Source organism: Pelagibacterium xiamenense, assembly GCF_021166475.1.
GTDB classification, from domain to species: domain Bacteria; phylum Pseudomonadota; class Alphaproteobacteria; order Rhizobiales; family Devosiaceae; genus Pelagibacterium; species Pelagibacterium xiamenense.
On the sequence record NZ_JAJOYS010000001.1, the window covers coordinates 208727 to 231632 of the forward strand.

The 22906-nt window shown below is 65.2% G+C and carries 18 protein-coding genes; 10 read left to right on the forward strand and 8 right to left on the reverse strand.

All coding sequences use genetic code 11. The annotated features are described in order from the left end of the window. Positions 1 to 108 precede the first annotated feature (108 nt). From LSG43_RS01095 to LSG43_RS01110, 4 genes are all read right to left on the reverse strand, one after another. Positions 109 to 1704, reverse strand: coding sequence for a glycoside hydrolase family 43 protein (locus LSG43_RS01095; protein WP_231800527.1), 1596 nt, complete (start codon positions 1702 to 1704; stop codon positions 109 to 111). A 70-nt stretch (positions 1705 to 1774) separates the two neighbouring features. Then, positions 1775 to 3082: a xylose isomerase gene (gene xylA / locus LSG43_RS01100; RefSeq protein ID WP_231800529.1), complete on the reverse strand. Its 1308-nt coding sequence runs from the start codon at positions 3080 to 3082 to the stop codon at positions 1775 to 1777. Then, entirely contained in the window at positions 3083 to 4546 is a 1464-nt protein-coding gene (xylB, locus tag LSG43_RS01105; RefSeq protein WP_231800533.1) for a xylulokinase, read from the reverse strand. 97 nt (positions 4547 to 4643) lie between these two features. Further along, positions 4644 to 5681, reverse strand: coding sequence for a LacI family DNA-binding transcriptional regulator (locus LSG43_RS01110; RefSeq protein ID WP_231800534.1), 1038 nt, complete (start codon positions 5679 to 5681; stop codon positions 4644 to 4646). 132 nt (positions 5682 to 5813) lie between these two features. Between LSG43_RS01110 and LSG43_RS01115 the strand changes: the two genes are divergently transcribed. The 7 genes from LSG43_RS01115 (at position 5814) to LSG43_RS01145 (ending at position 16654) form a co-directional block, all read left to right on the forward strand. Further along, the gene (locus LSG43_RS01115) at positions 5814 to 6824 is read left to right on the forward strand and encodes an aldose epimerase family protein (protein ID WP_231800541.1); all 1011 of its coding nucleotides are present in this window, start codon (positions 5814 to 5816) and stop codon (positions 6822 to 6824) included. An 8-nt stretch (positions 6825 to 6832) separates the two neighbouring features. Then, positions 6833 to 7588 carry a GNAT family N-acetyltransferase gene (locus LSG43_RS01120; protein ID WP_231800543.1) on the forward strand — a complete coding sequence of 252 codons (756 nt, stop codon included), beginning with the start codon at positions 6833 to 6835 and terminating at the stop codon, positions 7586 to 7588. Between the two features lie 171 nt (positions 7589 to 7759). After that, positions 7760 to 10402: a DNA mismatch repair protein MutS gene (gene mutS / locus LSG43_RS01125; protein WP_231802751.1), complete on the forward strand. Its 2643-nt coding sequence runs from the start codon at positions 7760 to 7762 to the stop codon at positions 10400 to 10402. Then, the gene (locus LSG43_RS01130; RefSeq protein WP_231800545.1) at positions 10383 to 13187 is read left to right on the forward strand and encodes a [protein-PII] uridylyltransferase; all 2805 of its coding nucleotides are present in this window, start codon (positions 10383 to 10385) and stop codon (positions 13185 to 13187) included. Before mutS ends, LSG43_RS01130 begins: the two co-directional genes overlap by 20 nt. Positions 13188 to 13224: 37 nt before the next feature. Then, positions 13225 to 14787, forward strand: a complete 1563-nt coding sequence (gene murJ / locus LSG43_RS01135; RefSeq protein ID WP_231800547.1) for a murein biosynthesis integral membrane protein MurJ — start codon at positions 13225 to 13227, stop codon at positions 14785 to 14787. A gap of 108 nt (positions 14788 to 14895) precedes the next feature. Further along, a complete protein-coding gene (gene trpS, locus LSG43_RS01140; RefSeq protein ID WP_231800549.1) occupies positions 14896 to 15930 on the forward strand; it encodes a tryptophan--tRNA ligase in 1035 nt (344 codons plus the stop codon). A 400-nt stretch (positions 15931 to 16330) separates the two neighbouring features. Then, entirely contained in the window at positions 16331 to 16654 is a 324-nt protein-coding gene (locus tag LSG43_RS01145; RefSeq protein WP_231800551.1) for a YciI family protein, read from the forward strand. A 109-nt stretch (positions 16655 to 16763) separates the two neighbouring features. Here the strand turns inward: LSG43_RS01145 and LSG43_RS01150 are convergent, their stop codons facing one another. Beyond that, positions 16764 to 17576 carry an aminotransferase class IV family protein gene (locus LSG43_RS01150; protein ID WP_231800552.1) on the reverse strand — a complete coding sequence of 271 codons (813 nt, stop codon included), beginning with the start codon at positions 17574 to 17576 and terminating at the stop codon, positions 16764 to 16766. Between the two features lie 78 nt (positions 17577 to 17654). Here LSG43_RS01150 and LSG43_RS01155 point away from each other — a divergent pair, with 78 nt between their 5' ends. Further along, on the forward strand, positions 17655 to 18017 hold the full coding sequence (locus LSG43_RS01155) for a MerR family transcriptional regulator (protein ID WP_231800553.1): 363 nt from the start codon (positions 17655 to 17657) through the stop codon (positions 18015 to 18017). A gap of 31 nt (positions 18018 to 18048) precedes the next feature. On the opposite strand, the gene LSG43_RS01160 is transcribed toward LSG43_RS01155, so the two are convergent. After that, positions 18049 to 19236, reverse strand: a complete 1188-nt coding sequence (locus LSG43_RS01160; RefSeq protein ID WP_231800554.1) for an epoxide hydrolase family protein — start codon at positions 19234 to 19236, stop codon at positions 18049 to 18051. Between the two features lie 97 nt (positions 19237 to 19333). Between LSG43_RS01160 and LSG43_RS01165 the strand changes: the two genes are divergently transcribed. Continuing rightward, entirely contained in the window at positions 19334 to 20236 is a 903-nt protein-coding gene (locus tag LSG43_RS01165) for a LysR substrate-binding domain-containing protein (RefSeq protein ID WP_231800555.1), read from the forward strand. Here the strand turns inward: LSG43_RS01165 and LSG43_RS01170 are convergent. After that, positions 20233 to 21177, reverse strand: a complete 945-nt coding sequence (locus tag LSG43_RS01170; RefSeq protein ID WP_231800556.1) for an alpha/beta fold hydrolase — start codon at positions 21175 to 21177, stop codon at positions 20233 to 20235. The two genes, LSG43_RS01165 and LSG43_RS01170, sit on opposite strands and share 4 nt — an antisense overlap. A gap of 113 nt (positions 21178 to 21290) precedes the next feature. Here LSG43_RS01170 and LSG43_RS01175 point away from each other — a divergent pair, with 113 nt between their 5' ends. Further along, positions 21291 to 22025: a helix-turn-helix transcriptional regulator gene (locus LSG43_RS01175; protein WP_231800557.1), complete on the forward strand. Its 735-nt coding sequence runs from the start codon at positions 21291 to 21293 to the stop codon at positions 22023 to 22025. Between the two features lie 45 nt (positions 22026 to 22070). Here LSG43_RS01175 and LSG43_RS01180 read toward each other — a convergent pair whose 3' ends face one another. Further along, the gene (locus tag LSG43_RS01180) at positions 22071 to 22826 is read right to left on the reverse strand and encodes an SDR family NAD(P)-dependent oxidoreductase (protein ID WP_231800558.1); all 756 of its coding nucleotides are present in this window, start codon (positions 22824 to 22826) and stop codon (positions 22071 to 22073) included. Between the last annotated feature and the right edge of the window lie 80 nt (positions 22827 to 22906).

Here is a 22906-nt window from a genome sequence, read left to right on the forward strand (position 1 = left end):
CAATCGCACGGCTTTGCGCCGGTGGCGTCTCACCGCCCTCGATCCCTCCCCTGATGGGGAGGGGTTAGGGGTGGGTGTATCCGGCGCGAGCTGAACCGGCTGGCGCCGTCAAACCGGCCGATAGACGAAATGCGAGAAATCCGCCGGCTGTGCCGTGCCGTTGAGGTCGTGCGCCGCCATGCCGAGGAACGCGCCGGTAAAGCTGCCGTGCTCGGCATGTCCGCCGCATTCGTCCGAAAGGATCGACGCATCGAGCGCCGGCCCGACCGCCCGCCAGCTCTCACTGCCCTCGGCATAAAAGAACTGCAGTTTCGAACTCTCGATCCGCAGCTTCATCCGGATCGGCCCGCGCCCGACCCGTACCGGTTCGCCCGGATAGGTGAGGTTTCCGTCCGGGTGGGAGACCAGCGAGGAGATCACCTCGAGCTGCGGCGTGCCGTCCTCTTCGGCTGTCAGCGCCAGATAGTGGAAATTGTAGCGCCCGTAATAGGCGATCAGCCCCGCCATCTGCCGTTCGTCATGCGGATGAAACGTGACCTCCGTTTCCGCCTCGAGATCGAAATGCTGCTGCCGCCGCGCCACCAGCGCCTGTTCGAACCAAGAGGCAATCGACTCGCGGCCATAAAGCCGCAGGTTTCCCGGCGCCGCATCGAGCGAGAAGATCCGTTCCGGTTCGGGCGTCCTCAGCCACTGGAAATCGATATGAAGCGGCTGCCCGGCGGTAAATTCATACCGCCGCTCGGCGTCGAACGCGGCCTTGTCGTAGGTTCCGGGCACCTCGACCTCGCTCTGGGGCAGGTTGGTCCCCGCTTCGAGGTAGAGCCAGCCGTCGTCTTTCCACACCGCCTTTTGCAGCGCCGTTTCGCGGCCCAGTACGCAGCGCCGCTTTTGCGTCGTGGGGCGGCCCGTAAGGTGAACGATATACGTCTCCCCCTCCGGCGTCTCGACGATGTCGCCATGCCCGGCGCGCTGCAGCGGATTGAGCGGATCGTCCTTGGCCGTCACGACATACATGTCCGGATGGAGCTCGTAGGGCCCGTCGATCGAGCGCGACCGCGCCAGCGTCGCCGCATGGTCGTACCCCGTCCCGCCCTCGGCGGTGAGGAGATAATACCAGCCCCCGCGCTTATAAAGATGCGGGCCTTCGACAAGCTTGAGCGGCGAGCCGCGGAAGATGTTCTTGCGCTCGCCCACGAGCTTGCCGGCCTCGGGGTCGAATTCCTGCAGCGCGATCCCGGCGAACCGGTGGTTGCGCGTCCGGTGGTCCCACAGCATGTTGAGGAACCACTTCTTGCCGTCATCGTCATGAAAAAGCGACGGATCGAACCCTGAGGAATTGACGTAGACGGGGTCCGACCACGGCCCCGTGATGTCCTCGGCGGTGACGATGTAGTTATGCGCGTCCTTGAAGTTGCCGTCCTTGCGCTTGACGTCCGTATAGACCAGCCAGAACTTTTCCCCGTCATGGGTGAGGCACGGCGCCCAGATCCCGCAACTGTCGGGGTTCCCGCGCATGTCGAGCTGGCTCTTGCGGGTCAATGGCCGGGTGATCAGCTCCCAGTTCGCAAGATCTTTCGAATGATGGATCTGCACCCCGGGGAACCACTCGAAGGTCGAGGTGGCGATGTAATAGTCCTCCCCGACCCGGCAGATCGAGGGATCGGGGTTGAACCCCGGCAGAATGGGGTTGGGCCGCAAGGGCATGGGTTCTCCTCCCAAAAAAACAGGCAGTCCCCCGCCCCGCTGGCAGGTTGGGGCGGGGGACGACGCGGTTCTAGACGAACCGGTTGATGAGGTTCTCGAGATATTCCTGACGGCCCGACCGCGGCTCGGGGTTGATGTTCTCGGCCTCGACCCGCGCGGCGATGTCCTCGAGCGTCCTCTCGCCCTTGAGCATGGCCTGCGCCTCGGGCGCCTGCCAACCGGCATAACGCTCCTCGAGGAATGTGTCGTAGGCGCCGTCCTCGATGATCGCCGCCGCGGCCTTGAGCCCGCGAGCGCACGTGTCCATGCCGCCGATATGCCCGTATAGCAGGTCTTCGGGGTCGATCGACTGGCGCCGCAGTTTCGCGTCGAAATTGGTGCCGCCGGTCGTGAACCCGCCGGCCTTCAGGATGTGGTAATACGCCAGCGCCACTTCCGGAACGTTGTTGGGGAACTGATCGGTATCCCAGCCCGACTGCATGTCGTTGCGGTTCATGTCGATGGACCCGAAGATCCCGTGCGCGGCCGCCATGGCGATTTCGTGCTCGAAGGTGTGCCCGGCAAGGATCGCGTGCCCCACCTCGATATTGACCTTCACCTCCTTTTCAAGCCCGTATTTCTTCAAGAACCCGTAGACCGTCGAAACGTCGTAGTCGTACTGGTGCTTGGTCGGCTCCTGCGGCTTGGGCTCGATGAGGATCGTACCGTTAAACCCGATCTTGTGCTTATAATCGACCACCATCGAGAGCATCCGCGCCATCTGGTCGAGTTCCTGGCCCATGCGGGTGTTCAAGAGCGTTTCATAGCCCTCGCGTCCGCCCCAGAGCACGTAGTTCTCGCCCCCGAGCCGTTTGGTGACGTCCATATTGGATTTGATCGTCGCCGCGGCATAGGCAAAGACGTCCGGATCGGGGTTGGTCGCCGCCCCGGACATGAAGCGCCGGTTGGAAAAGAGGTTCGAGGTGCCCCAAAGCAGCTTGACCCCCGTCTCGGCCATCTTGGTTTCGAAGATGTCCGCGAGCGCGTTCAGGCGCTTTGTCGATTCGGCAAAGCTCTCGCCCTCGGGCCGCACATCCGCATCGTGGAAGCAGAAATAGGGCGCGCCGAGCAGCGAGAACATCTCGAACGCCACATCGGCCTTGAGTTTCGCCGCTTCCATTTCCCCGTCGAACCAGGGCCGCTCGAAGGTGCGCCCGCCGAACGGGTCGCCGCCTTCCCAGGCGAACGAGTGCCAATAGGCAATGGCAAAGCGCAGATGGTCTTCCATCCGCTTGCCCAGAACGATCTCGTCGGGGTTGTAGTGCCGGAAGGCCAGCGGATTGGTGCTCTCGGGGCCCTCATAGCGGACCTTCTCGATGCCTTTGAAGAAATCGGTCATTTACGTGCGGGCCTCCTCGATACCCGGATAGAGCGCGCGATAGCGCTGGTAGTGTTCGTCATAGGCGGCGATCAGATCCGCCCTTGGTGCAATGGTCCTGGCGATTTTGGGGTTCGCGCAGACCGTTCTGGGGTCGGCCCCCGTCGCCGCGATCAGCCCCAGCCGCGCCGCGCCGAAGGCGCCGCCGAAATCGCCCGCCTCGGGCACGGCGATCTCCATCTTGAGGTTGGTCGCGATCATCTCGAGCCACAGTTCCGACCGCGAGCCGCCGCCTACGGCGATGAGCGTCTCGATGGTTGTCCCGGCATCCGAAAGGACGCGCTGGCAATCGCGTACGGCGAACGCCACGCCTTCCATCACCGCCTGCGCCATCGTCCGCGCGTCGGAAAGATGCGAGAGCCCAACGAACGACCCGCGCGCATGCGCGCTGTTGTGCGGCGTCCGCTCGCCCGACAGATAGGGCAGGAATATCTCTTCGCCCGGCCCGGAATATTCCTTCGCAACCGCCCCGGTCAGCGCCGCGGGGTCCTGCCCCACGAGCTTGGCCAGCCAGTTGAGGCTGTCCGTCGCCGAAAGGATCACGCCCATCTGGTGCCAGGTCTCGGGGATCGCGTGACAGAAGGCGTGCACCGCGCCCTCGGTATTGGGCCGGAATTTTTCGTTCGAAACGAACAGCACGCCCGAGGTCCCCAGCGACACGAACCCCTCGCCCGGCGAGACCGCGCCGATCCCGCAGGCCGAGGCTGCGTTATCGCCCCCGCCCCCGGCAACGACCACCTCGCCGCGCATCCCCCAGCGCGCTTTGAGCTCATCCTTGAGCGTGCCCGAAACCGCCGAGCCTTCGACAAGATCGGGCATATGAGCGCGCGCGAGCCCGGTCGCGGCCAACAGCGCGTCCGACCAGTCGCGCTTTTTGACGTCGAGCCATAGCGTGCCCGCCGCGTCCGACATCTCCGAAACGAACCCGCCGGTCAAAAGAAACCGCACATAATCCTTGGGCAGCAACACCTTGGCGGTGCGCGCGAAATGCTCAGGCTCGTGCTTTTTGACCCAGAGCAGCTTGGGCGCCGTGAACCCCGGCATCGCGATATTGCCCGAAATGTCCCGGCTGCGCGGCTCGTTGGCCTCCAGTTCCGCGCATTCGACATCCGAACGCACATCGTTCCAGAGGATCGCCGGGCGGATGACGGCGTTGTCTTTGTCCAACAGCGTCGCCCCGTGCATCTGCCCCGAAAGCCCTATGCCTTCGACCGACGCAACCGCCTCGGGCCGGTCCCTGGCGAGCGTATCGATGGCACCCAGAACCGCGTCCCACCAGTGAGCGGGGTCCTGTTCCGACCATCCGGGCCTGGGCCGCGATACAGAAAGCGGCGCGGTGGCCTCTCCCAGAACCGCGCCCTCGCTGTCGATCACGACGGCCTTGACCCCGGACGTCCCGATATCGAGACCGAGATAAGCACTCATGAGGCACGTACCTCAAAACCGATCATAACGAAATCTCCTCAAAAGGTGCGCGCCGTTTTTTCAGCGGCTTGTCCTTGATTATGGAATGGGTGGAGTCCTAGCGCATATTGTCTCTAAGGAAAACCTTAATCTCGATCTCCCCCGGCGCCGGCGCGGCGTCGGGTCCAAGCACCAGCCGCTTGGCCTCGGCCCAGACCGCGCGCACTTCGGCGTCCGGATCCTGGTCGATGACGCAATCGATCGCGCCCGAGCCGAGCGCCGCCCGCGTCGGCCCGGTCAATTCATGCGCAATGACGCGCAAATCCGACCGCCCCGCCTCGTTGATCGCCATTACGAGCCCGGCATTCCCCGCGCCCACATTGTAGATGCCCCCAAGCTCGGGGTTTTCCTTGAGGAAGCCGAGCGCCTTTTCGTAGGTGGGCGTAAATTCGTCCTGCCCCTCGATGGGACCCTTGACCACAAGCGTCGGAAATTCCGCTTCGACAACCGCCCGGAACCCCGCGACACGCTCGGCATGGTCGATCAGCTCCATCGACCCCGCAACGAGCCCGACCGTGCTCCCCTCGGGCAGAAACCGCCCCATCAGCGAGGCCGCAGTGCGCCCCGCCGCGATATTGTCGACCCCCACAAAGGCCCGCCTTGCCGATCCGGGGAGGTCGGAGACCAGCGTCACGATTTTGATCCCCCGCCCGGTTGCCCGCGCCACCGCCGCGTGCACTTCGGGCTTGTCGATGGCGACGATCACCGCGCAATCGCAAGCTTCCGGCGCGAGCGCATCGAGCGCGTCGGCGAGCGCGCGCGGCTCCATCGCCTTGACGCGCAAAAGCGTGAACTGCCCGCGCTCGGCCCGCGCGTTCGCTCCCGCACGCTCGACGGCGTCGGCGAGCTTGGCCATGAACTGGTTGGTCCCGTCCGGCAGGATGAAGCAAAGCCGGATATCGCGCGCCCGCGCCAGCATCGAGGCGGTAAAATCCCGTCGGTACCCGATCGCTTCGATCGCGGCCTCGACCTTCTCGACCGTGGCTGGCCGCACCCCGGCGCGCCCGTTAAGCACGCGATCGACCGTCGCCAGCGACACGCCCGCCGCCTTGGCGAGGTCGTGCACCGTCACCCTCTCGGACCGCTCCGTGCCCACCTTAGGCCTCCTCTCCCGCGCATTTGAGGTACGATACTCATTGCAGCGCATCCCCGAATCCGTCAAGTCACGGCTCGCCATCCCCGCGAAAATGGTGATAGGGGAGATAAACGGCTCTAGGGGGAGAACACCATGGCGATAACCGTCAATACCGCAGGCGAATTCAACGGCAAGCGCGTCGACGAGGCGCTTCTGGTCTCCGACACGGGAGCAGAGATCGCGCTTTTGAACTGGGGCGTCACCGTACGCGACTGGCGCGTCCCCGTCGCCGGCGGTCTGCGTTCGGTCGTACTGGGGTTCGAAACCTTCGACCCCTACCCCGAGCACTCCCCCCATTTCGGCTCGCTCGCCGGCCGCGTCGCCAACCGCATCGCGGGCGCGCAGTTCACCCTCGAGGGCCAGACCTATCACCTGCCTGAAAACCAGACCGGAAGCTGCCTCCATGGCGGCCCCGAGGGTCTCGGCCGCCAGGTCTGGGATATGGAGATCGATGAAGCCGCCAATGCGGTCAGGTTCACCCATTTCTCCCCGGACGGCGCCATGGGCTTTCCCGGCAACGTCAATTTCGAGGCGGTTTACACGCTCAAAGGCAACGCGCTGAGCCTCGAGCTCTCCGCCATGCCCGACCGCCCGACGCCCATCAGCCTCGTCCAGCACCAGTATTTCAATCTCGGCACCACCGAGACGATCCTCGACCACACGGTCGAAACCCTCGCGAGCGCCTATTCCGAGGTCGACGAAAACCTCGTGCCCACCGGCGCGCTCCTGCCCGTCTACGGCACCCAGTACGACCTGCGCAAACCCCGGACGCTCCGCGACGATGCGGGCAATCCGTTGAACTACGACGTCAACCTCGTGCTGCCCACGGCCCGCAAGTTCGAGGACCCCCTCGCAATCGTCACCGCCCCCGATAAGGACCTCACGCTGAAACTCTTTTCCGACCGTCCGGGCGTGCAGTTCTATAACGCCGTCTGGACCGACTGCCCCGTCCCCGGCATTGGCGGGCGCTATTACGGCAAGCACTCGGGCCTCTGCCTCGAGGACCAGAAATTCCCCGGCGCGCTGGCGCACGCGCATTTCCCCTCGATCGTCGTGACGCCGGACACCCCCTACCGGCATTGGTGCCGGTTCGAAATCGGGTAGGGGACTGGATGCAGGCCGCTGCGCTTGTGCATGATGCCAGTGCCCTCCTGCCGCCGCCGCTTGCGCGCGTAGGCCGGTTTAGCGCGCGCCTCGCCCTTACCGAGGCCGAGCGCGCCGCCGCCCACCGCGTGCGCCGCGCCGTCTTCGGGTTTTCCGACGCCGACCGCTTCGACGCCGACTGCGATCACCTTCTCGTTTGCGACCACACGACGGGGGTCATCGCGGGCACCGCGCGCCTTCTCCCCGCATCCGCCGCCCGCGCCGGGTTCTACGCCGAGGCCGAGTTCGACATTGCGCCGCTTTTGGCGCGTCATCCCCGTCTGCGCTTTTGCGAAGTCGGCCGCACCTGCATCGCCCCCGCCCACCGCCACGGCGCCGCCATGCACGCGCTCTGGGCCGGCCTCGCCGCCTATGCGCGCGAAAACGCCATCGATGTCTATTTCGGCACCGCGAGCCTCCCCGGCGCCGACGCGAAACGCCACGCGGACGCCCTGGGTTATCTTGCAGGCGTCGCCGCGGCCCCGGACGAATGGACCGTCCGCGCCCGCCCCGAACGCGCCGTCCCCGTCGCCCCACTCACGCGCCCTGGGGCCGGCTTGCGCCGCCGCCTCCCCCCGCTCCTGCGCGGCTATCTCGCGCTCGGCGCGTATGTGAGCCCCGAAGCCGCCATCGACCCCGCCTTCGGCACCACCGACGTCCTCGTCACGACCCGGCTCGCCAACGCCCCTGCGCCCTATCGCACACACTTTTCACATTCGTCTTAAAAGCAGCGTGAAGGGCCGCCCCGGCTGTTGGAATCGGGCACGAACTGCAATACGTTCGCAAACTTTGAAACGTCCACCCGCAAGGACCATCCAGTCCCGATGCCACAGATCATGTCCAGGGACATCGATAGCGCGCAGACCGGCCCCGCTGCCTCGAGCGCCGTGACGCCCATGATGGCGCAGTATTTCGAGATCAAGGGCGTCAACCCCGGCTATCTGCTCTTTTACCGCATGGGCGATTTTTACGAGCTCTTCTTCGAGGACGCCGAAATCGCCGCCCAGGCGCTTTCAATCACGCTCACAAAGCGCGGCAAGCATCTGGGCGAAGATATCCCCATGTGCGGGGTGCCCATCCACGCGGCCAACGATTATCTCAACAAGCTCATCCGCTTAGGCCACAAGGTCGCGATCTGCGAACAGGTCGAGGACCCCGCCGAAGCCAAAAAGCGCGGTTCGAAATCCGTCGTCAAGCGCGACGTCGTGCGGCTCGTCACCCCCGGCACGTTGACCGAAGACGACCACCTCGTCGCCCGCGCCCACAACTTCCTCGCCACCCTCGCCATGCTGCGCCACGGCGACGCCGATTTCGCCCTCGCCTGGGCCGATATCTCAACCGGGGATCTTTTCGTCGCCGACATATCGCGCGAGGCGATTGCAGACGAACTGGGCCGCATCGACGCTGCCGAACTGGCGATGACCCAATCGACCCTCGACGCCTTGCGCGAAGCCGGCATTCCGGCCCCGCTCATCGCCGATTGCACGCTCCTGCCGCCCGACCGGTTCGATTCCGAGGCCGCGGCGAGCCTCCTGCGCGGCCATTTCACCGATGGCGCTCTCGACCCCACGGCCTTCTCGCGCGCCGCCCGCGCGGCTCTGGGCGCACTCGTGGGCTATGTCGCGGAAACCCAGAAGGGCCATTTCCCGGCGCTGCGCCCGCCGCAGATCCAGAACGCCGCCCGGCACATGCGGATCGATCTGGCGACCCGCAATTCGCTCGAATTGCTCACCACCAATCGCGGCGAGACCCGGGGCAGCCTGCGCCACGCCATCGACAAGACCGTGACCCCCGCCGGTGCCCGGCTTCTCTCCGCCCGCCTGGCGGCCCCGCTCATCGACCCAGAAGCCGTCAACGCGCGGCTCGATATGGTCACGGCGCTCATCGACAATTCCGTCACCACCACCGATATTCGTGCCCAATTGCGCTCGGCCCCCGATATCGCCCGCGCCTTGAACCGCCTCGCGCTCGAACGCGGCGGCCCGCGCGACCTTGCCGCCATCGGCAACGGCGTCGCCCGCGCGCTGGAGCTTGGCGGGCTCCTCGGGGGGCTCGATCCGCTCCCCCAGGGGCTCCTCGATATCGCGGTGGCGCTCGGCAAGGCCCCTGCGGGTCTCGCCGCCGAGCTCGGATCGGCCCTCGCCGAAGACCTCCCGCTCTTGGCCCGTGACGGCGGCTTTGTTGCCGAGGGCTACGACCCCGAACTCGACACCCAGCGCCAGCTGGGCCGCGAATCCCGCACCGTCGTCGCCAGGCTCCAGGCCGAGCTTTGCGAAGCAACCGGCGTCAAGGCGCTCAAGATCAAGCACAACAACGTTCTGGGCTTCTTCGTCGAGGTGCCCTCAAACCACGGGCAAAAACTCCTCGACGCGCACCGCGAGACCTTCATCCACCGCCAGACCCTCGCCAACGCCATGCGGTTCACAACGGGCGAACTGGCCGAACTCGAAGGCAAGATCGCCCGCGCGCAGGATACCGCGCTTGAGATCGAGCTTTCGATTTTCGCGCGCCTGCGCGAGGCTGTGCTCGCGGCCACCCAAGAGCTCCAGGCCGCCGCCGACGCCATGGCCGCGCTCGACGTCGCCGCGTCGCTGGCGACCCTCGCCGCCGAACGCGGCTATTGCCGCCCGGTGATCGACGGTTCGCTCGCCTTCGAGATCGGAGGCGGACGTCACCCCGTCGTCGAAGCGACCCTCGAACGCGAGGGCCAGAGTTTCGTCGCCAACGATTGCGACCTCTCGGCTCCTGAGGACGCCGATGCCGGCCAGCTCTGGCTCATCACCGGCCCCAATATGGGCGGCAAGTCGACCTTCCTGCGCCAGAACGCGCTCATTGCCATCCTCGCGCAGATGGGCTCTTACGTCCCTGCGCGCTCGGCCCATATCGGCGCCATCGACAGGGTCTTCTCCCGCGTCGGCGCGTCCGACGACATCGCCCAGGGCCATTCGACCTTCATGGTCGAAATGGTCGAAACCGCCGCCATCCTCGACCGCGCCACCAGGCGCTCGCTTGTGATTCTGGACGAAATCGGGCGCGGCACCGCGACCTTCGACGGGCTCTCGATCGCATGGGCCTGCGTCGAGGCGCTGCACGAAACGACCCGCTGCCGCGGCCTGTTTGCGACCCATTACCACGAATTGACCGCGCTCAAGGAAACGCTGTCGCGCGTCTCCAACCACACCATGACCGTGCGCGAATACAAGGGCGACGTCGTCTTCCTCCATGAAGTGCAAAAAGGCGCCGCCGACCGCTCCTATGGCATCCAGGTCGCCCGCCTCGCCGGGCTTCCCGCCCCCGTCGTCGAGCGCGCCCGCGCCATTCTGGAGCTTCTGGAGAAGCGTGGGCAGTCCGATCCCGGCTCCGTCCTTGAAGATCTGCCGCTTTTTGCCCATATGCCGGGACCCGGGCCAGCGCAACCCGATGATAACCCGATCCACGCTATGATTGAGTCTGTCGTCCCCGACGACATGACCCCGCGCGAAGCGCTCGAATGGATCTATTCGCTGAAAAAGGCACATAATGCTGACCGCACAGGCTGAACCGCAGACCCAGGTAAAGCGTCCCCCGGCGCGCGGTGGCCTCGACGCCGAAGCCCTCGTGCGCGCCGCGCGCGAGGCGACCGCCGATGTCGCGCCCGACAGCCCCGCCGCCCGCGCGATCCTGCTCGATACGGTCAGGTCCGCGCTCAAATCCGCCCGCGCCGCCGCCGAAACCGAACTTCTCGCCACCCACAAGGGCACGCGCTGCGCCCAGGCCATCGCCCACGCACAGGACGAGGTCATCCGCGCCGTCCACATCTGGGCCACCCGTTACGTCTACCCGCGCGAAAACCCCTCCGAGGCCGAGGCCCTCGCCATCGCCGCGGTGGGCGGGTACGGCCGCGGCACGCTCGCGCCCGGCTCGGACATCGATCTCCTCTTCATCCTGCCTTATAAGCAGACCCCCTGGGGCGAGAGCGTCACCGAATTCGTCCTCTATATGCTCTGGGACCTGGGGCAGAAGGTCGGCCACGCGGTCCGCTCGGTCGACGATTCCATCCGGATGGCCAAATCCGACATGACCATCCGCACCGCGACGCTCGAAAGCCGGTTCTTGACCGGCGACAAGCGCCTCTTTAGCCAGATGCGCGACCGGTTCGAGACCGAGATCGTCGAAAAGACCGGCCCCGAATTCATCGCCGCGAAAATGGCCGAGCGCGACGCGCGCCACGAGGCCCAGGGCAACACCCGCTACGTCGTCGAGCCCAACATCAAGGACGGCAAGGGCGGGCTGCGCGACCTCAATACGCTCTACTGGATCGGCAAATATTTCTACCGCGTGCGCACCTCGCACGAGTTGATCGACAAGGGCGTCTTCTCCCGCGCCGAATTCCGCTCCTTCCAGCGCGCCGAGGATTTCCTCTGGGCCGTCCGCTGCAACCTTCACTTCCTTTTGAGGCGCGCCGACGACCGGTTGACCTTCGAAGTCCAGCAGGAAATGGCCGAGCGGCTGGGCTATGCCGACCGCGCCGGCATGCTCGGCGTCGAGCGCTTCATGAAGCGCTATTTCCTCGTCGCCAAGGATGTGGGCGATCTCACCCGTATCTTCTGCACGTCGCTCGAATTCGCCCACGCCAAAAAGGTCGACGCCTTCGGCCGCGTCTTCAAATCCTTCCGCAAGACCCGCCGCGCCATCCGCGGTGAGCCCGATTTCGTTCTCGAGCACGGCCGCATCACCATTGCCGCGCCCGACGTCTTCGAAAAAGACCCGGTCAACATCATCAAGATCTTCTGGGTTGCCGGCCGCGAAGGCGTGATGTTCCATCCCGACGCGCTCAAGCAGCTCACACGCTCCATGCGCCTGATCGACAAGAGCCTGCGCGCCGACGCCCGCGCCAACGCCTATTTCAAGGACATCCTCACCGCGCCCAAATCGGTCGAGCGTATCCTGCGGCGGATGAACGAATCCGGCGTTTTGGGCAAGTTCGTCCCCGAATTCGGCAAGATCGTCGCCCTGATGCAGTTCAATATGTATCACCACTATACGGTGGACGAGCATCTGATCCGCGCCGTCGGCGTCATGGCCGAAATCGAGAACGGCGGGCTCAAGGACGAACTGCCTTTGACCCACGAGCTCCTGCCGCATCTCTCCGATGTGCGCCTCCTCTACGTGACGCTCTTTCTCCACGACATCGCCAAGGGCCGTCCCGAGGACCATTCGGTGGCCGGCGAGGCCATTGCCCGCAAATTCTGCCCGCGCCTGGGTTTCTCCCCCGCGGAAACCGAAACCGTCGCCTGGCTCGTCCGCCATCACTTGCTCATGAGCGAGATCGCGCAATCGCGCGATATCCAGGACCCCGAGACCGCCCGCAATTTCGCCGAGGTGGTCCAGTCCCCGCAGCGGCTTGCATTGCTGATGATCCTCACCGCCTGCGACATCCGCGCCGTCGGCCCCGGCGTCTGGACGGGCTGGAAAGGCTCGCTCCTGCGCGCGCTTTATTACGCGACCGAACCGCTCCTTTCGGGCGGCCATTCCCAGGTGTCCCAGCGCCAGCGCATTTCCGAGGCTCAGGACGAACTGGCCGCCGCCCTGCCCGATTGGCCCAAATCGAAACTCAAGGCCTATACCGCGCGCCATTTCCCCAATTACTGGCTCCGCGCCGAGCCCGAACTGCAGGTCGCCCACGCCAAAATGCTCGACCGCGCCGGCGAGAACAAGGGCGCCTTTGCGGCAACCACCGCGATCAAGGAATTCGAGGGCATCACCGAGGTCAGCTTCTATACCCCCGACCACCCCCGGCTTTTGTCGCTTATCGCCGGCGCCTGCACCATGGCCGACGCCTCGATCATCGGCGCGCAGATCTTCAACACCCGCGACGGCCATGCGCTCGACACCTTCCGCCTGCGCCGCACCTTCAAGACCGACGAGGACGAAAAGGTCCGCGCCGCCCGCATCACCGAAACCGTCAAGGCGCTGCTTGAGGGCCGCAAATACCTCCCCGACGATCTGGGCCACGATTCGCGCTACAACCGCCGCCTGCAGCCCTTTTCGGTCCCCACGGAAATCTTCATTTCCAACAAGCTTTCCGACAAGTTCACGGTCATCGAAATCTCCGGCCTCGACCGCACCGGGCTGTTGTTCCATCTGACCCGCGCGATCTCGGACCTCAACCTCACCATCGGCTCGGCCCATATCGGCACCTATGGCGAAAAGGCCGTCGACGTCTTCTACGTCACCGATCTGACCGGCGGCAAAATCGAATCCAAAGCCCGCCAGAAGCGCATTCGCGACGCGCTCGAAGCCGTGTTCGAGCCCGAAAGGCAAACGAAGAAGGGCGCGGCGTGATGGAACCGGCAACAATCGCCACCCCGGACCCCCGCCCTTGAGCCTCTACCGCAATTTCTTCTCCGTCTCCGCGCTGACGCTTGTAAGCCGCGTCTTCGGCTTCGTCCGCGACATGCTTATGGCCGGCGTGCTGGGCACCGGCCCCGCCGCCGACGCGTTCTTCGCCGCCTTCCGCTTCCCCAACCTCTTCCGCCGGCTCTTTGCCGAAGGCGTCTTCAACACCGCCTTCGTGCCGATCTTTTCCGGCGCGCTCGAGCAGCAGGGCAAGGAGGCCGCGCGCGAGATCGCGACCCGCATCGTCTCCTGGCTCATCGTCTTCCTCGTTATCGTCACGATCCTCGCCGAAATCTTCATGGAGGCGATCCTCGTCCCCTTCGTGCCGGGCTTTCTCGACGACCCCGAAAAGTTCGAATTGACCGTCCTCTTGACGCGGATCTGCTTCCCCTATCTCGCCTGCATGAGCCTGATGGCCGCCTATGGCGGCATCCTGAACGGGCTGGGGCGCTTCCTCGCCGCCGCCTTCGCGCCGGTGCTTTTGAACATCGCGACGATTATCGTGCTTGTCGGCCTCGTCCTCTACCAGGCCAACGATCCGGCCTTCGACGCCATCTGGGTCACCATCGGCGTCATGGCCGGCGGCGTGGTGCAACTGGCGCTCGTCGTCTGGGCGCTGGCCAAAACCGGCTTCATGCCGCGCTTCACCTGGCCGGTCGTCGACAAATCCGTCCAGCGCTTCTGGTTCCTCGCCATCCCCGCCATGCTCGCGGGCGGCATCACCCAGATCAACATCTTCGTGGGCACCATCATCGCCTCCCAGGCCGACAGCGCCATTTCCTACCTCTATTACGCCGACCGGCTCTACCAGCTTCCGCTCGGCATCATCGGCATCGCCATTTCCGTCGTCCTCCTCCCCGAGCTTTCGAGACACCTTAAAGGCGGGCGCCTCGCCGAGGCCGAAACCAGCCAGAACACCGCGCTCTTGATCTCGATGCTCCTGAGCCTCCCCGCCGCAACCGCGCTCGCCGCGCTCGCGACCCCCATCATCTCGGTGCTCTTCGAGCGCGGCGCTTTCGACGCGGCGGCGACCCGTGCCACCGCCGACGCGCTCGTTGCCTTCGCGCTCGGACTTCCTGCCTTCGTCCTCATAAAAGTCTTCCAGCCGGGCTTTTTCGCCCGCGAGGATACGGTCACCCCGACCGTCATCGCGGGGGTTTCGGTCGTCGTCAACATCGCCATTTCGCTCGCGCTTTTCCCCGCGTTCCAGCATGTCGGCATCGCCATCGCGACCACCGTTTCCGCCTGGGTCAACACGATCGCCCTCGCCTTCCTCCTCGCCCGGCGCGGGCACTTCCGCCTGCCCGCGAGCCAGATCCGGCGCCACGCCATGATCCTCGGCGTCGCCCTCGCGATGGCGCTCGTTCTCTGGCTGCTCGCCATCCCGCTCGCCCCCTGGCTCGCGGCCAATGCCGGCACGCTGCAAAAAATCGTCGCGCTGGGCGTCCTCATCGCGGTGGGGCTCGCGGTTTATTTCGCCCTCGTGCATTTGACGGGCATCCAGAAGCTCGGCACGCTGCTCGCGCGCTTGCGGCGGACGGGCTAAGCGGCTAAACCGCAGGGGGCGTTCTCAGCAAAAGTGGGCACCGCTTTTGCGGCTCGAGAACGCACCAAACAAGCAGCCCCAGCCTTTCTTCGACTTCCCGAGACATCCATGCCATTCACCAACCGCATCTTTTCCGGCATCAAGCCTTCGGGCGATCTGCACCTGGGCAATTACCTCGGCGCCATCAAGCGCTTCGTGCCCCTTCAGGACGATTTCGAGTGCATCTATTGCGTCGTTGATATGCACGCGATCACCGTCTGGCAGGACCCGGCGGATTTGCGGCGCTGGACCTACGAGATCGCCGCGGCCTATCTCGCCGCCGGGCTCGATCCGAAAAAATCGATCATCTTCAACCAGTCCCAGGTCGCCGAGCACGCCGAACTGGCCTGGGTCTTCAACTGTGTCGCGCGCATGGGCTGGATGGCGCGCATGACCCAGTTCAAGGACAAGGCAGGCAAGAACTCGGAAAACGTCTCGCTGGGGCTCTTCGCCTATCCCTCGCTCATGGCCGCCGACATTCTCCTCTATAAGGCCACCCACGTGCCCGTAGGCGAGGATCAAAAGCAGCACCTGGAGCTGACGCGAGACATCGCCGCCAAGTTCAACAACGATTTCGGCCCCGCGATTGCAGCCAAAGGCTATGAGGAAGAATACTTCCCCCAGACCGAACCGGTCATCGCCGGCCCGGCCACCCGCGTCATGAGCCTGCGCGACGGCACCAGGAAGATGAGCAAGTCCGACGCCGCCTCGGACATGGCCACCATCTATCTGATGGACGACGCCGACGCGATCGCCAAAAAGATCAAGAAGGCCAAGACCGACCCCGAACCGCTCCCGTCCGAGGCTCAGGGCCTCGATGCCCGCCCCGAAGCCGCCAACCTCGTCTCCATCTTCGCCGCCCTCGCCGACAAGAGCGTCGACGACGTGCTCGCCGAATATGGCGGCCAGGGCTTCGGCGCCTTCAAGCCTGCTCTGGCCGAACTCGCCGTCTCGGTCCTCGCCCCCCAGGCCACCGAAATGCGCCGGCTGGTCGCCGACCCCGGCGAAATCGACACCATCCTCCGCGACGGCGCCGACCGCGCCCGCGCACTGGCGGAAACAACCATGGCCGAAGTCCGCGACATCGTCGGCTTCGTCCGGTAGGGACAAGAAGCGCCAAGCGGCACCACCTCTCAAGCATGCCAACCCGGGCTTGCCCAGGGTAATCCGAAAAGGTCGACCCGGCGCCCTCCGGTAAGGCGAAGGCCATCCCCACGCCGTCCCGGCTCTGCTCTTGCGCCTTTGATCCATGTCCTCCAGAGGCGACTTGGAGTCGTGCACATTGCGGGCTGTCGTTGCTCGCGGATTCGTACTACTTGCAAAATGCAATCAGTTTTGCTACCGAACCAATTGCAACATACAATTGGTTGATGTGATGCGATGAGCCCGCGTTGGCCTTCCGAGCGCGAATAAAGGCTCGTCCGTCTCGGACCCTTGGCAGTTTGCGCAAGCGACATCCGCCGCCAAATCGTCACGCAGAGTCCCATAAAAAGGAGATCACACAATGCCGAAATTCGTTACGATCGGGTATGGCGATCAGACCGGATACGACCGCACGTCCCAGGCCATAACCGACGCCGCTCACCAACAGGACGCTAAGCTGCGCTCGGAAGGGGCCCTGATAGGGATTGCCGGCAAGCCGGTACAGGTGCGCAATTCGGACGCGTTGGGTGTCGAAACGACCGATGGGTCCTTCATGTCATCAGATCTGCCGATCGCGGGGTTCACCATCATAGACGCTGCTGACCTGGCCGAAGCGATCGAAAAAGTCTCGACCGTCCCCTGTGCTGTCGCGCACGGCGTCGTTGAAATATGGCCATTGGAGTAGTCCACGCGCGCAATAGGTCAATCGGCGGAGCGGTAGGGGCCGCTCCGGCGCCCTGTTCGCCCTCTCATCGTCTCCGGGCAGTTTTCGGCCCGGCGGTGTTGCCGGCCGCTCAGATAACGGTCAACGGCTCGCGCTCATAGGCCCGGCCAAGCACATCGATGAAAGCTTGCGACACGGGCAGGGCGGTGGACCCAAGCGTCTTGACGGGTACGCCCGGCGTCCACGAATTCATGACCGCCGCACCCTTGAATTCGCCCATGTGCGCCGGATCGATCCGCTCCTCGCGCTGCGCGATCCCGAGCGCGTCGAGCTGGCGGCGGAGGATGGCCATTGTGATCCCCGCCAGCATATTCGCCTTGGGCCAGACGACGGCGTCGCCGTCCCAGAAGGCGAGGTTCCAGATGGTGGCCTCGCTGATAAATCCGCGCGCGTCGAGAAAGGCGGCATCGTCATACCCCGCATTCACGGCCTGCCGGAGGTAATAGGTCTTCGAGGCCTCCCCCACATGCTTGATCGATGGCAGGGGCCGCTCATGCTGCACCGTATTGAGGCGTAGCGGTCCCTTCGGGCCACCGAAGGCAGGCGCCGTGCGGACCAGCACGGCGGGATCGTCTGCCGCTCCGTGCGGGGTAAACTCTCCGTTCCGCGAATACATGGTCGCGGTCAGCGACAGGGCCGAGGGCCCGTCCGCTATCGCGCTCCTGAGCCGCTGGCGTACCGAATCGTCGGGCAGTGCCCGGCCGAAAAATTCCATCGACGCCGATCTTAGCCGCGCCAGGTGAAGATCGAGGCCCCGCACCGCGCCGTCGCGAACCTGCATGGCCGTGAAATGCGCAAACCCCGCAAAGGCGAGGGCGGAAAGCTCATCGGCACTCGCCGGTCGTCCATCGATTTCCGTTCGAAAGCCCGTTGTCTCTGTCATCGCTGTGCTCCTGAGCGGTTTACTGTGTCAGGCGCGTTTTGTAGGGTCTGACAGCACTGTCAGGGTCAAGGCCTCAGGATGAAGATCGGCGAACTCTCCCGCAAATCGGGTGTCAGCGTCAGGATGCTGCGCTACTACGAATCGCGCGGCCTGCTCACACCCGGGCGAACCCCGTCGGGATATCGGGACTATGATGCCTCCGATCTGGACACGCTTGAGCGCATCCGGTTGCTCGGAAGCGCGGGCATGACCCTCTCGACCATTCGCGAATTTTTGCCCTGTGCCCTCGACCGCAGGCATGCATTCGAGCCATGCGACGAACTCAAGTTGAAATTGCGCGGGCAGATCGACGCGCTCGACGACCGGCGCCGGAGACTGTCCGAGAGTCGCGATCTCCTGGTGAGCCTCCTTGATGCTTTCGAGGCATCGACGCCGTCGTAGAGCGTTTCGGGGTTCCTCACGGGTGGGCCGGCTATCCGCCGGCGGCCAGAACCGCCGCAAGCCCCGCCCGCAGATCGGCAACGAAGGCGTCGGGAACCTCGAGCGCGGGGAAATGTCCCCCGGCGGGCGCCGCCCGCCAGCGCACGATCCGCCGGTACCGCTCCTGCGCCCAGGCGCGCGGGCACTTCTCGATATCGCGCGGATAGATCGTGATCGCGGAGGGCACATCGACCCTAAGATCGGGATCGAACGCATTCACCCCGCCATGGCTTTCGGCATAAATGCGCGCCGCGGACGCCCCCGTCCCCGTCAGCCAGTACAAAGTGACGTCGTCGAGAATGCGGTCCCGCGATATCGTCTCGAACGGGCTGTCGGCGGTATCGCTCCACTCGGCGAACTTGTCGAGGATCCACGCCAGAAGCCCCACCGGTGAATCGACGAGCGCATACCCGATCGTTTGCGGCCGGCTCGCCTGCTGCTTGGCATAGGCGCCGCGCTCGCGCCAGAAGGCCTGGGTCTCCTCGGCCCATTGGCGGTCGGCCGCCGTCAATTCGTCCATCGACAGCCCCGGCGGCGCTTGCGCGAGCACCGTGTGGATGCCCAGGACCCTATCGGGAAACCGCCCGCCCAGCACCGTCGTGATGACCCCGCCCCAATCCCCGCCATGGGCGAGAAAGCGCCGGTAGCCCAGCCGTGCCATAAGCTCCACCCACGCCGCCGCGATCCGGCCGACCCCCCACCCGGTGGCGGCGGGTTTCTCGCTATAGCCGAACCCCGGCAGCGACGGCACGACGACGTGGAACGCCGGCGCGTCCGGGTCCCCGGGCTCCGCCAATGCCTCCACCACATGCGCGAACTCCGCAACGCTCCCCGGCCAGCCATGCGTCAGGATCAACGGCGTCGCGTCCGCCCGGCCGGACCGCCGGTGCAGGAAATGGATACCCAACCCGTCGATTGTCGTGCGGAACTGCCCGATCCGATGAAGACGCGCCTCGAAAGCCCGCCAGTCATAGGCCTTGCGCCAGTATTCGACGACCGCGACAAGATCGGCCAGCGGCACGCCCTGATCCCACCGGCGCGGATCGGGTGCGGGGCGATAGACCGTCTCGCGCTCGGGCAACCGCGCGCTCGCCAGCCGCGCGCGCAAATCCTCGAGTTCCCCCTCGCTCGCCCGCGCCGTGAACGCCTGCACGTCATTATTAGAAAAACTGCCAACCATCGGCCGCAACTCCATTCCGGAAACTTGCGACAAAGGCTAACAAGTCATGCGGGCCGGGGCTTGCCAGAAATGCTGAACCCTCGTTAGTTTTTCTAACATGTCCAACCGCCCCGACATCGCCTGGCTGCCCCTCAACGCCCTCCGTGCCTTTGCGGCCGTCCACGAAACCGGCTCCGTCGGCGCCGCCGCGGATGCGCTCAACGTGACGCATGGCGCCATAAGCCAGCACCTGCGTGGCCTCGAAGACCGCCTGCAGCGCAAGCTCTTCACCCGTTCGGGCAATCGCCTCGTCATGGCGCCCGACGCCGCCGAGCTCGCCGCCGGCCTGCTCGGCCACCTGCGGGCCATGGCCGCCGACATCGACAGCTTCCGCCGCGACGAGAATATTCTCAACATTACCGTGACGCCGCATTTCGCCCAGCACTGGCTGCTCCCGCGCATCGGCGATTTCGCAAAGCGCCACCCGCAGATCGACCTGCGCATCAATGCCGATGCGAAGCTGCACGATCTCGCGCAAGGCGATTTCGACGCCGCCGTCCGCCATGGCGACGGCGCCTGGCCGGGGCTCAATTGCGAAAGGCTGCTCGAAAGCCGCCACATCGCCGTCGCCGCGCCGTCGGCTCTGGCATCGGTCCTTGTCGAAACGCCCGGTGATCTCGTGAAACTGCCATGGATTCTCGACGAGGACCGCGACACCGAAATGGCCCACTGGTTCGCCGCTCACGGCGTCGCCCACAAGACGCACACCCGCATCACCCGCCTGCCCAGCGCCCTCACCCTTACCGCGGCGCTCGACGGGCACGGCGTGGCCTGGCTGCCCCGGGTCTACGCCGCGCCTTACCTCGCCACCGGCCGCCTCGTGCAGCTCTTTGCCGGCGACAGCCGACGCGAGGAGACCGGGAGCCACTATTACCTGTGCTGGATCGACACCAGGAACGGCCCGGCGCTCAGAGCATTCCGCCACTGGCTGAGGCGCCAGCTCGACGCGCCCCCATCCTAGGCCGCGCCCTGCCGCCCCAACCACTCCAAAATCGCCCGGTTCGTCTCCTCGGGCCTTTCCTGCTGGATCCAGTGCCCGCAATCGAGTTCGGCCACCTCCACGCCCGGCACGAAGTCCGCCAGCCGCTCGGCCTTCGCAATCGTGTCCCGTGCGCCATAAATCATGAGCGCGGGCTTCTCGATGACCGGGTCGACGTCCCCCAACAGGTGCCAGTTGCGGTCGAGGTTCCGGTACCAGTTTATGCTCCCCGTAAACCCCGACGCTTCGAACGCGGAAACGAAGACAGCCAGCTCCCTCTCGCTCATCAGCGCCTCGCCCAGGGGCGTCTCCGCCCGCGCCAGATCGATCATCATCATCCCCGGCGCAGGCGGGCCGGGCGGCACGTTCTTGCGGTAAAGATTGCCAAGGAACCGGGACACATTGGCGTCCAGCACCGCGTCCGCGACCCCCGGCTGCCGGTTGAAATGGACGAAATAGAAGTCGCCGCCAAACACCGCCTCCATGAATGCGATCCAGGGCACCTCCCCGCGCTCCTGATAGGGCAGGCTCAGATTGATCAGCCTGGCGACCCGCCCGGGGTGCAAAAGCGCCAGCCCCCAGACCACCATCGCCCCCCAGTCGTGCCCGACAAAAGTGGCGTCCGCGTACCCGAAATGATCGAGCAACCCGACCAGATCGCCCGAAAGGTGCGCGATATCGTAATCGCTCACCGCCGCCGGCCGCGATGAATTGCCGTATCCGCGCTGGTTGGGAACGATGACGTGATAGCCCGCCGCAACCAGCGCGGGCACCTGGTAGCGCCAGGAAAACGCATGCTCCGGCCAGCCATGGCAGAGCACGATGGGGTTCCCCGCATGCTCCCGCCCCGCTTCGAAAACTTCGAGCTCCACACCGTTGACGGGGATCAGCGTGGACGTGGGAAAGTCGGCTGGATCGAACATGGCAGGCCTTTCTTCTCTTTTGGGAGGGATCGGATAAGCGCCGCCCGCCTCGGACAGCGCCATAAAGAGAAGCATATGGCCAATTATGCCGTATTCTGGCACATTAAACGGCAATGACAGCCTCCAGCTTCGAACGGCGCGCCGAGCGCCGCACCCGCCTCATCGGCCTCCTGCGCTCCGAGGCCCACTGGACCACCGCCGCCCTGCGCGAGCACCTGGGCGTCAGCCAGCGCACGCTCATGCGCGAACTGGCGGCGCTCAGAAACGCCGGCTATCCCATCGAGTCCGACAAAGGCCGCGGCGGCGGCATCCGGCTCGACGGCCGCTGGGGCATCGAGCGGCTCAATCTCAGCCACCGCGAGGTGGTCGAACTGATCCTCGCGCTCGCCATCGTCGAATCCCTCAATTCACCCCTGCTCACGGGCAACCTCACGGCGATCCGGCAAAAGCTCTTCCAGGCCTTCCCCCAAAAGCAGCGCGGCGCCGTCAGCAATCTGCGCAAACGCATCATGATCGGCAACAACGCGCAGGCAAACCTCGTCTCTGCCTACACAACGGCGTCCCCGCGCGTATCCGAGGCCATGGCCGAAGCCTTCCTGCGCCAGCGATGCGTGGAGATCGCGTACCAATCCGAAGCCGGCGAGCGCACCCTTCGGGTGATCGAGGCGCAATACATCCTGCTCAACTGGCCCATCTGGTACATCGTCGCCTGGGACCACCTCCGGGGGTCGTCCCGCGTGTTCCGGATCGACCGGATCAAAACCGCGCGCATCCTCGAGGCGGGCTTCCAGCTGCGCCCCAAGCATGCGTTCACGGATCGCTACGCGCCGTTCTATCGGACGATCTAGGGGTGGATCGGCCCGCCGGCATTGTGCCGGCGGGTCTTGTTTACGCTACCAGGGAAAGGCTTCGTTGACCGAACCGGTGAAGGTGCCCGTCGGGTGTTCGCGGCTGAGGGCGACGCGAACGGCCTCGGCAGCGCCCTGCTGGACGGTCTCGGTGCCTTCGTAGTTGTTGAGCGCCGTCCTGGTGAACCCCGGGGTCACCGCGTTGACCTTGATGCCTTCGGCTTCAAGATCGATGGCGAAGGCCAGCGTCATGGCGTTGAGCGCGGTTTTGGACGCGCCATAGCCGGGGTTGAAGGTCGCTCGATAGGGATGGGGTGTGGAATTGATGGTGAGCGAGCCCAAATTGCTCGAGACGTTGACGATGCGCGCCGCGTCCGATTTGCGCAACAGGGGAATGAAGGCCTGGGTGACCGCGAGGACGCCGAAGACGTTGGTCTCCCATATGGTGCGCACCTCATCGATCGAGATCAGCGTCGCGCGCGAACGCTTGATGTAGTCCTGCATGGACTCGCTTTGCTGACCGTTGGCCCGGGAGATCGCGGCATTGTTGACCAGAATGTCGAGACGGCCGAACTGCTGCGCGACCTGCGCGGCGGCGGCGCTGATCGAAGCCGCGTCGGTGACATCGAGCTCGATGGGATGGACGTCCCCCGCGATGGTTTGAGCCGCCGCCTTGCCGCGGCCGGCGTTGCGCGAGCCAAGCAGCACCGTGAGCCCGCTGGCGGCGAGGTCGGTCGCGATCTGCAACCCGATGCCCTGATTGGCGCCGGTTACGAGTGCGATGCGTGAGTGTTCAGTCATGGCATGATCCTGTTCCTGGTTGACCGAACAGGAGATGGTCACAGGCGCCTGGACGTCCTATATTCATAAATCCAAAGAAA

What these genes read in the sequence shown, in the direction of transcription:
- LSG43_RS01115 (WP_231800541.1), top strand. Translation starts at nt 5,814, where the DNA reads ATGGCGATAACCGTCAATACCGCAGGCGAATTCAACGGCAAGCGCGTC.
- LSG43_RS01175 (WP_231800557.1), top strand. Translation starts at nt 21,291, where the DNA reads ATGACAGCCTCCAGCTTCGAACGGCGCGCCGAGCGCCGCACCCGCCTC.
- xylA (WP_231800529.1), bottom strand. Translation starts at nt 3,082, where the DNA reads ATGACCGATTTCTTCAAAGGCATCGAGAAGGTCCGCTATGAGGGCCCC.
- mutS (WP_231802751.1), top strand. Translation starts at nt 7,760, where the DNA reads ATGATGGCGCAGTATTTCGAGATCAAGGGCGTCAACCCCGGCTATCTG.
- LSG43_RS01150 (WP_231800552.1), bottom strand. Translation starts at nt 17,576, where the DNA reads ATGACAGAGACAACGGGCTTTCGAACGGAAATCGATGGACGACCGGCG.
- xylB (WP_231800533.1), bottom strand. Translation starts at nt 4,546, where the DNA reads ATGAGTGCTTATCTCGGTCTCGATATCGGGACGTCCGGGGTCAAGGCC.
- LSG43_RS01180 (WP_231800558.1), bottom strand. Translation starts at nt 22,826, where the DNA reads ATGACTGAACACTCACGCATCGCACTCGTAACCGGCGCCAATCAGGGC.
- LSG43_RS01160 (WP_231800554.1), bottom strand. Translation starts at nt 19,236, where the DNA reads ATGGTTGGCAGTTTTTCTAATAATGACGTGCAGGCGTTCACGGCGCGG.
- LSG43_RS01095 (WP_231800527.1), bottom strand. Translation starts at nt 1,704, where the DNA reads ATGCCCTTGCGGCCCAACCCCATTCTGCCGGGGTTCAACCCCGATCCC.
- trpS (WP_231800549.1), top strand. Translation starts at nt 14,896, where the DNA reads ATGCCATTCACCAACCGCATCTTTTCCGGCATCAAGCCTTCGGGCGAT.
- LSG43_RS01165 (WP_231800555.1), top strand. Translation starts at nt 19,334, where the DNA reads ATGTCCAACCGCCCCGACATCGCCTGGCTGCCCCTCAACGCCCTCCGT.
- LSG43_RS01170 (WP_231800556.1), bottom strand. Translation starts at nt 21,177, where the DNA reads ATGTTCGATCCAGCCGACTTTCCCACGTCCACGCTGATCCCCGTCAAC.
- LSG43_RS01120 (WP_231800543.1), top strand. Translation starts at nt 6,833, where the DNA reads ATGCAGGCCGCTGCGCTTGTGCATGATGCCAGTGCCCTCCTGCCGCCG.
- LSG43_RS01155 (WP_231800553.1), top strand. Translation starts at nt 17,655, where the DNA reads ATGAAGATCGGCGAACTCTCCCGCAAATCGGGTGTCAGCGTCAGGATG.
- LSG43_RS01145 (WP_231800551.1), top strand. Translation starts at nt 16,331, where the DNA reads ATGCCGAAATTCGTTACGATCGGGTATGGCGATCAGACCGGATACGAC.
- LSG43_RS01130 (WP_231800545.1), top strand. Translation starts at nt 10,383, where the DNA reads ATGCTGACCGCACAGGCTGAACCGCAGACCCAGGTAAAGCGTCCCCCG.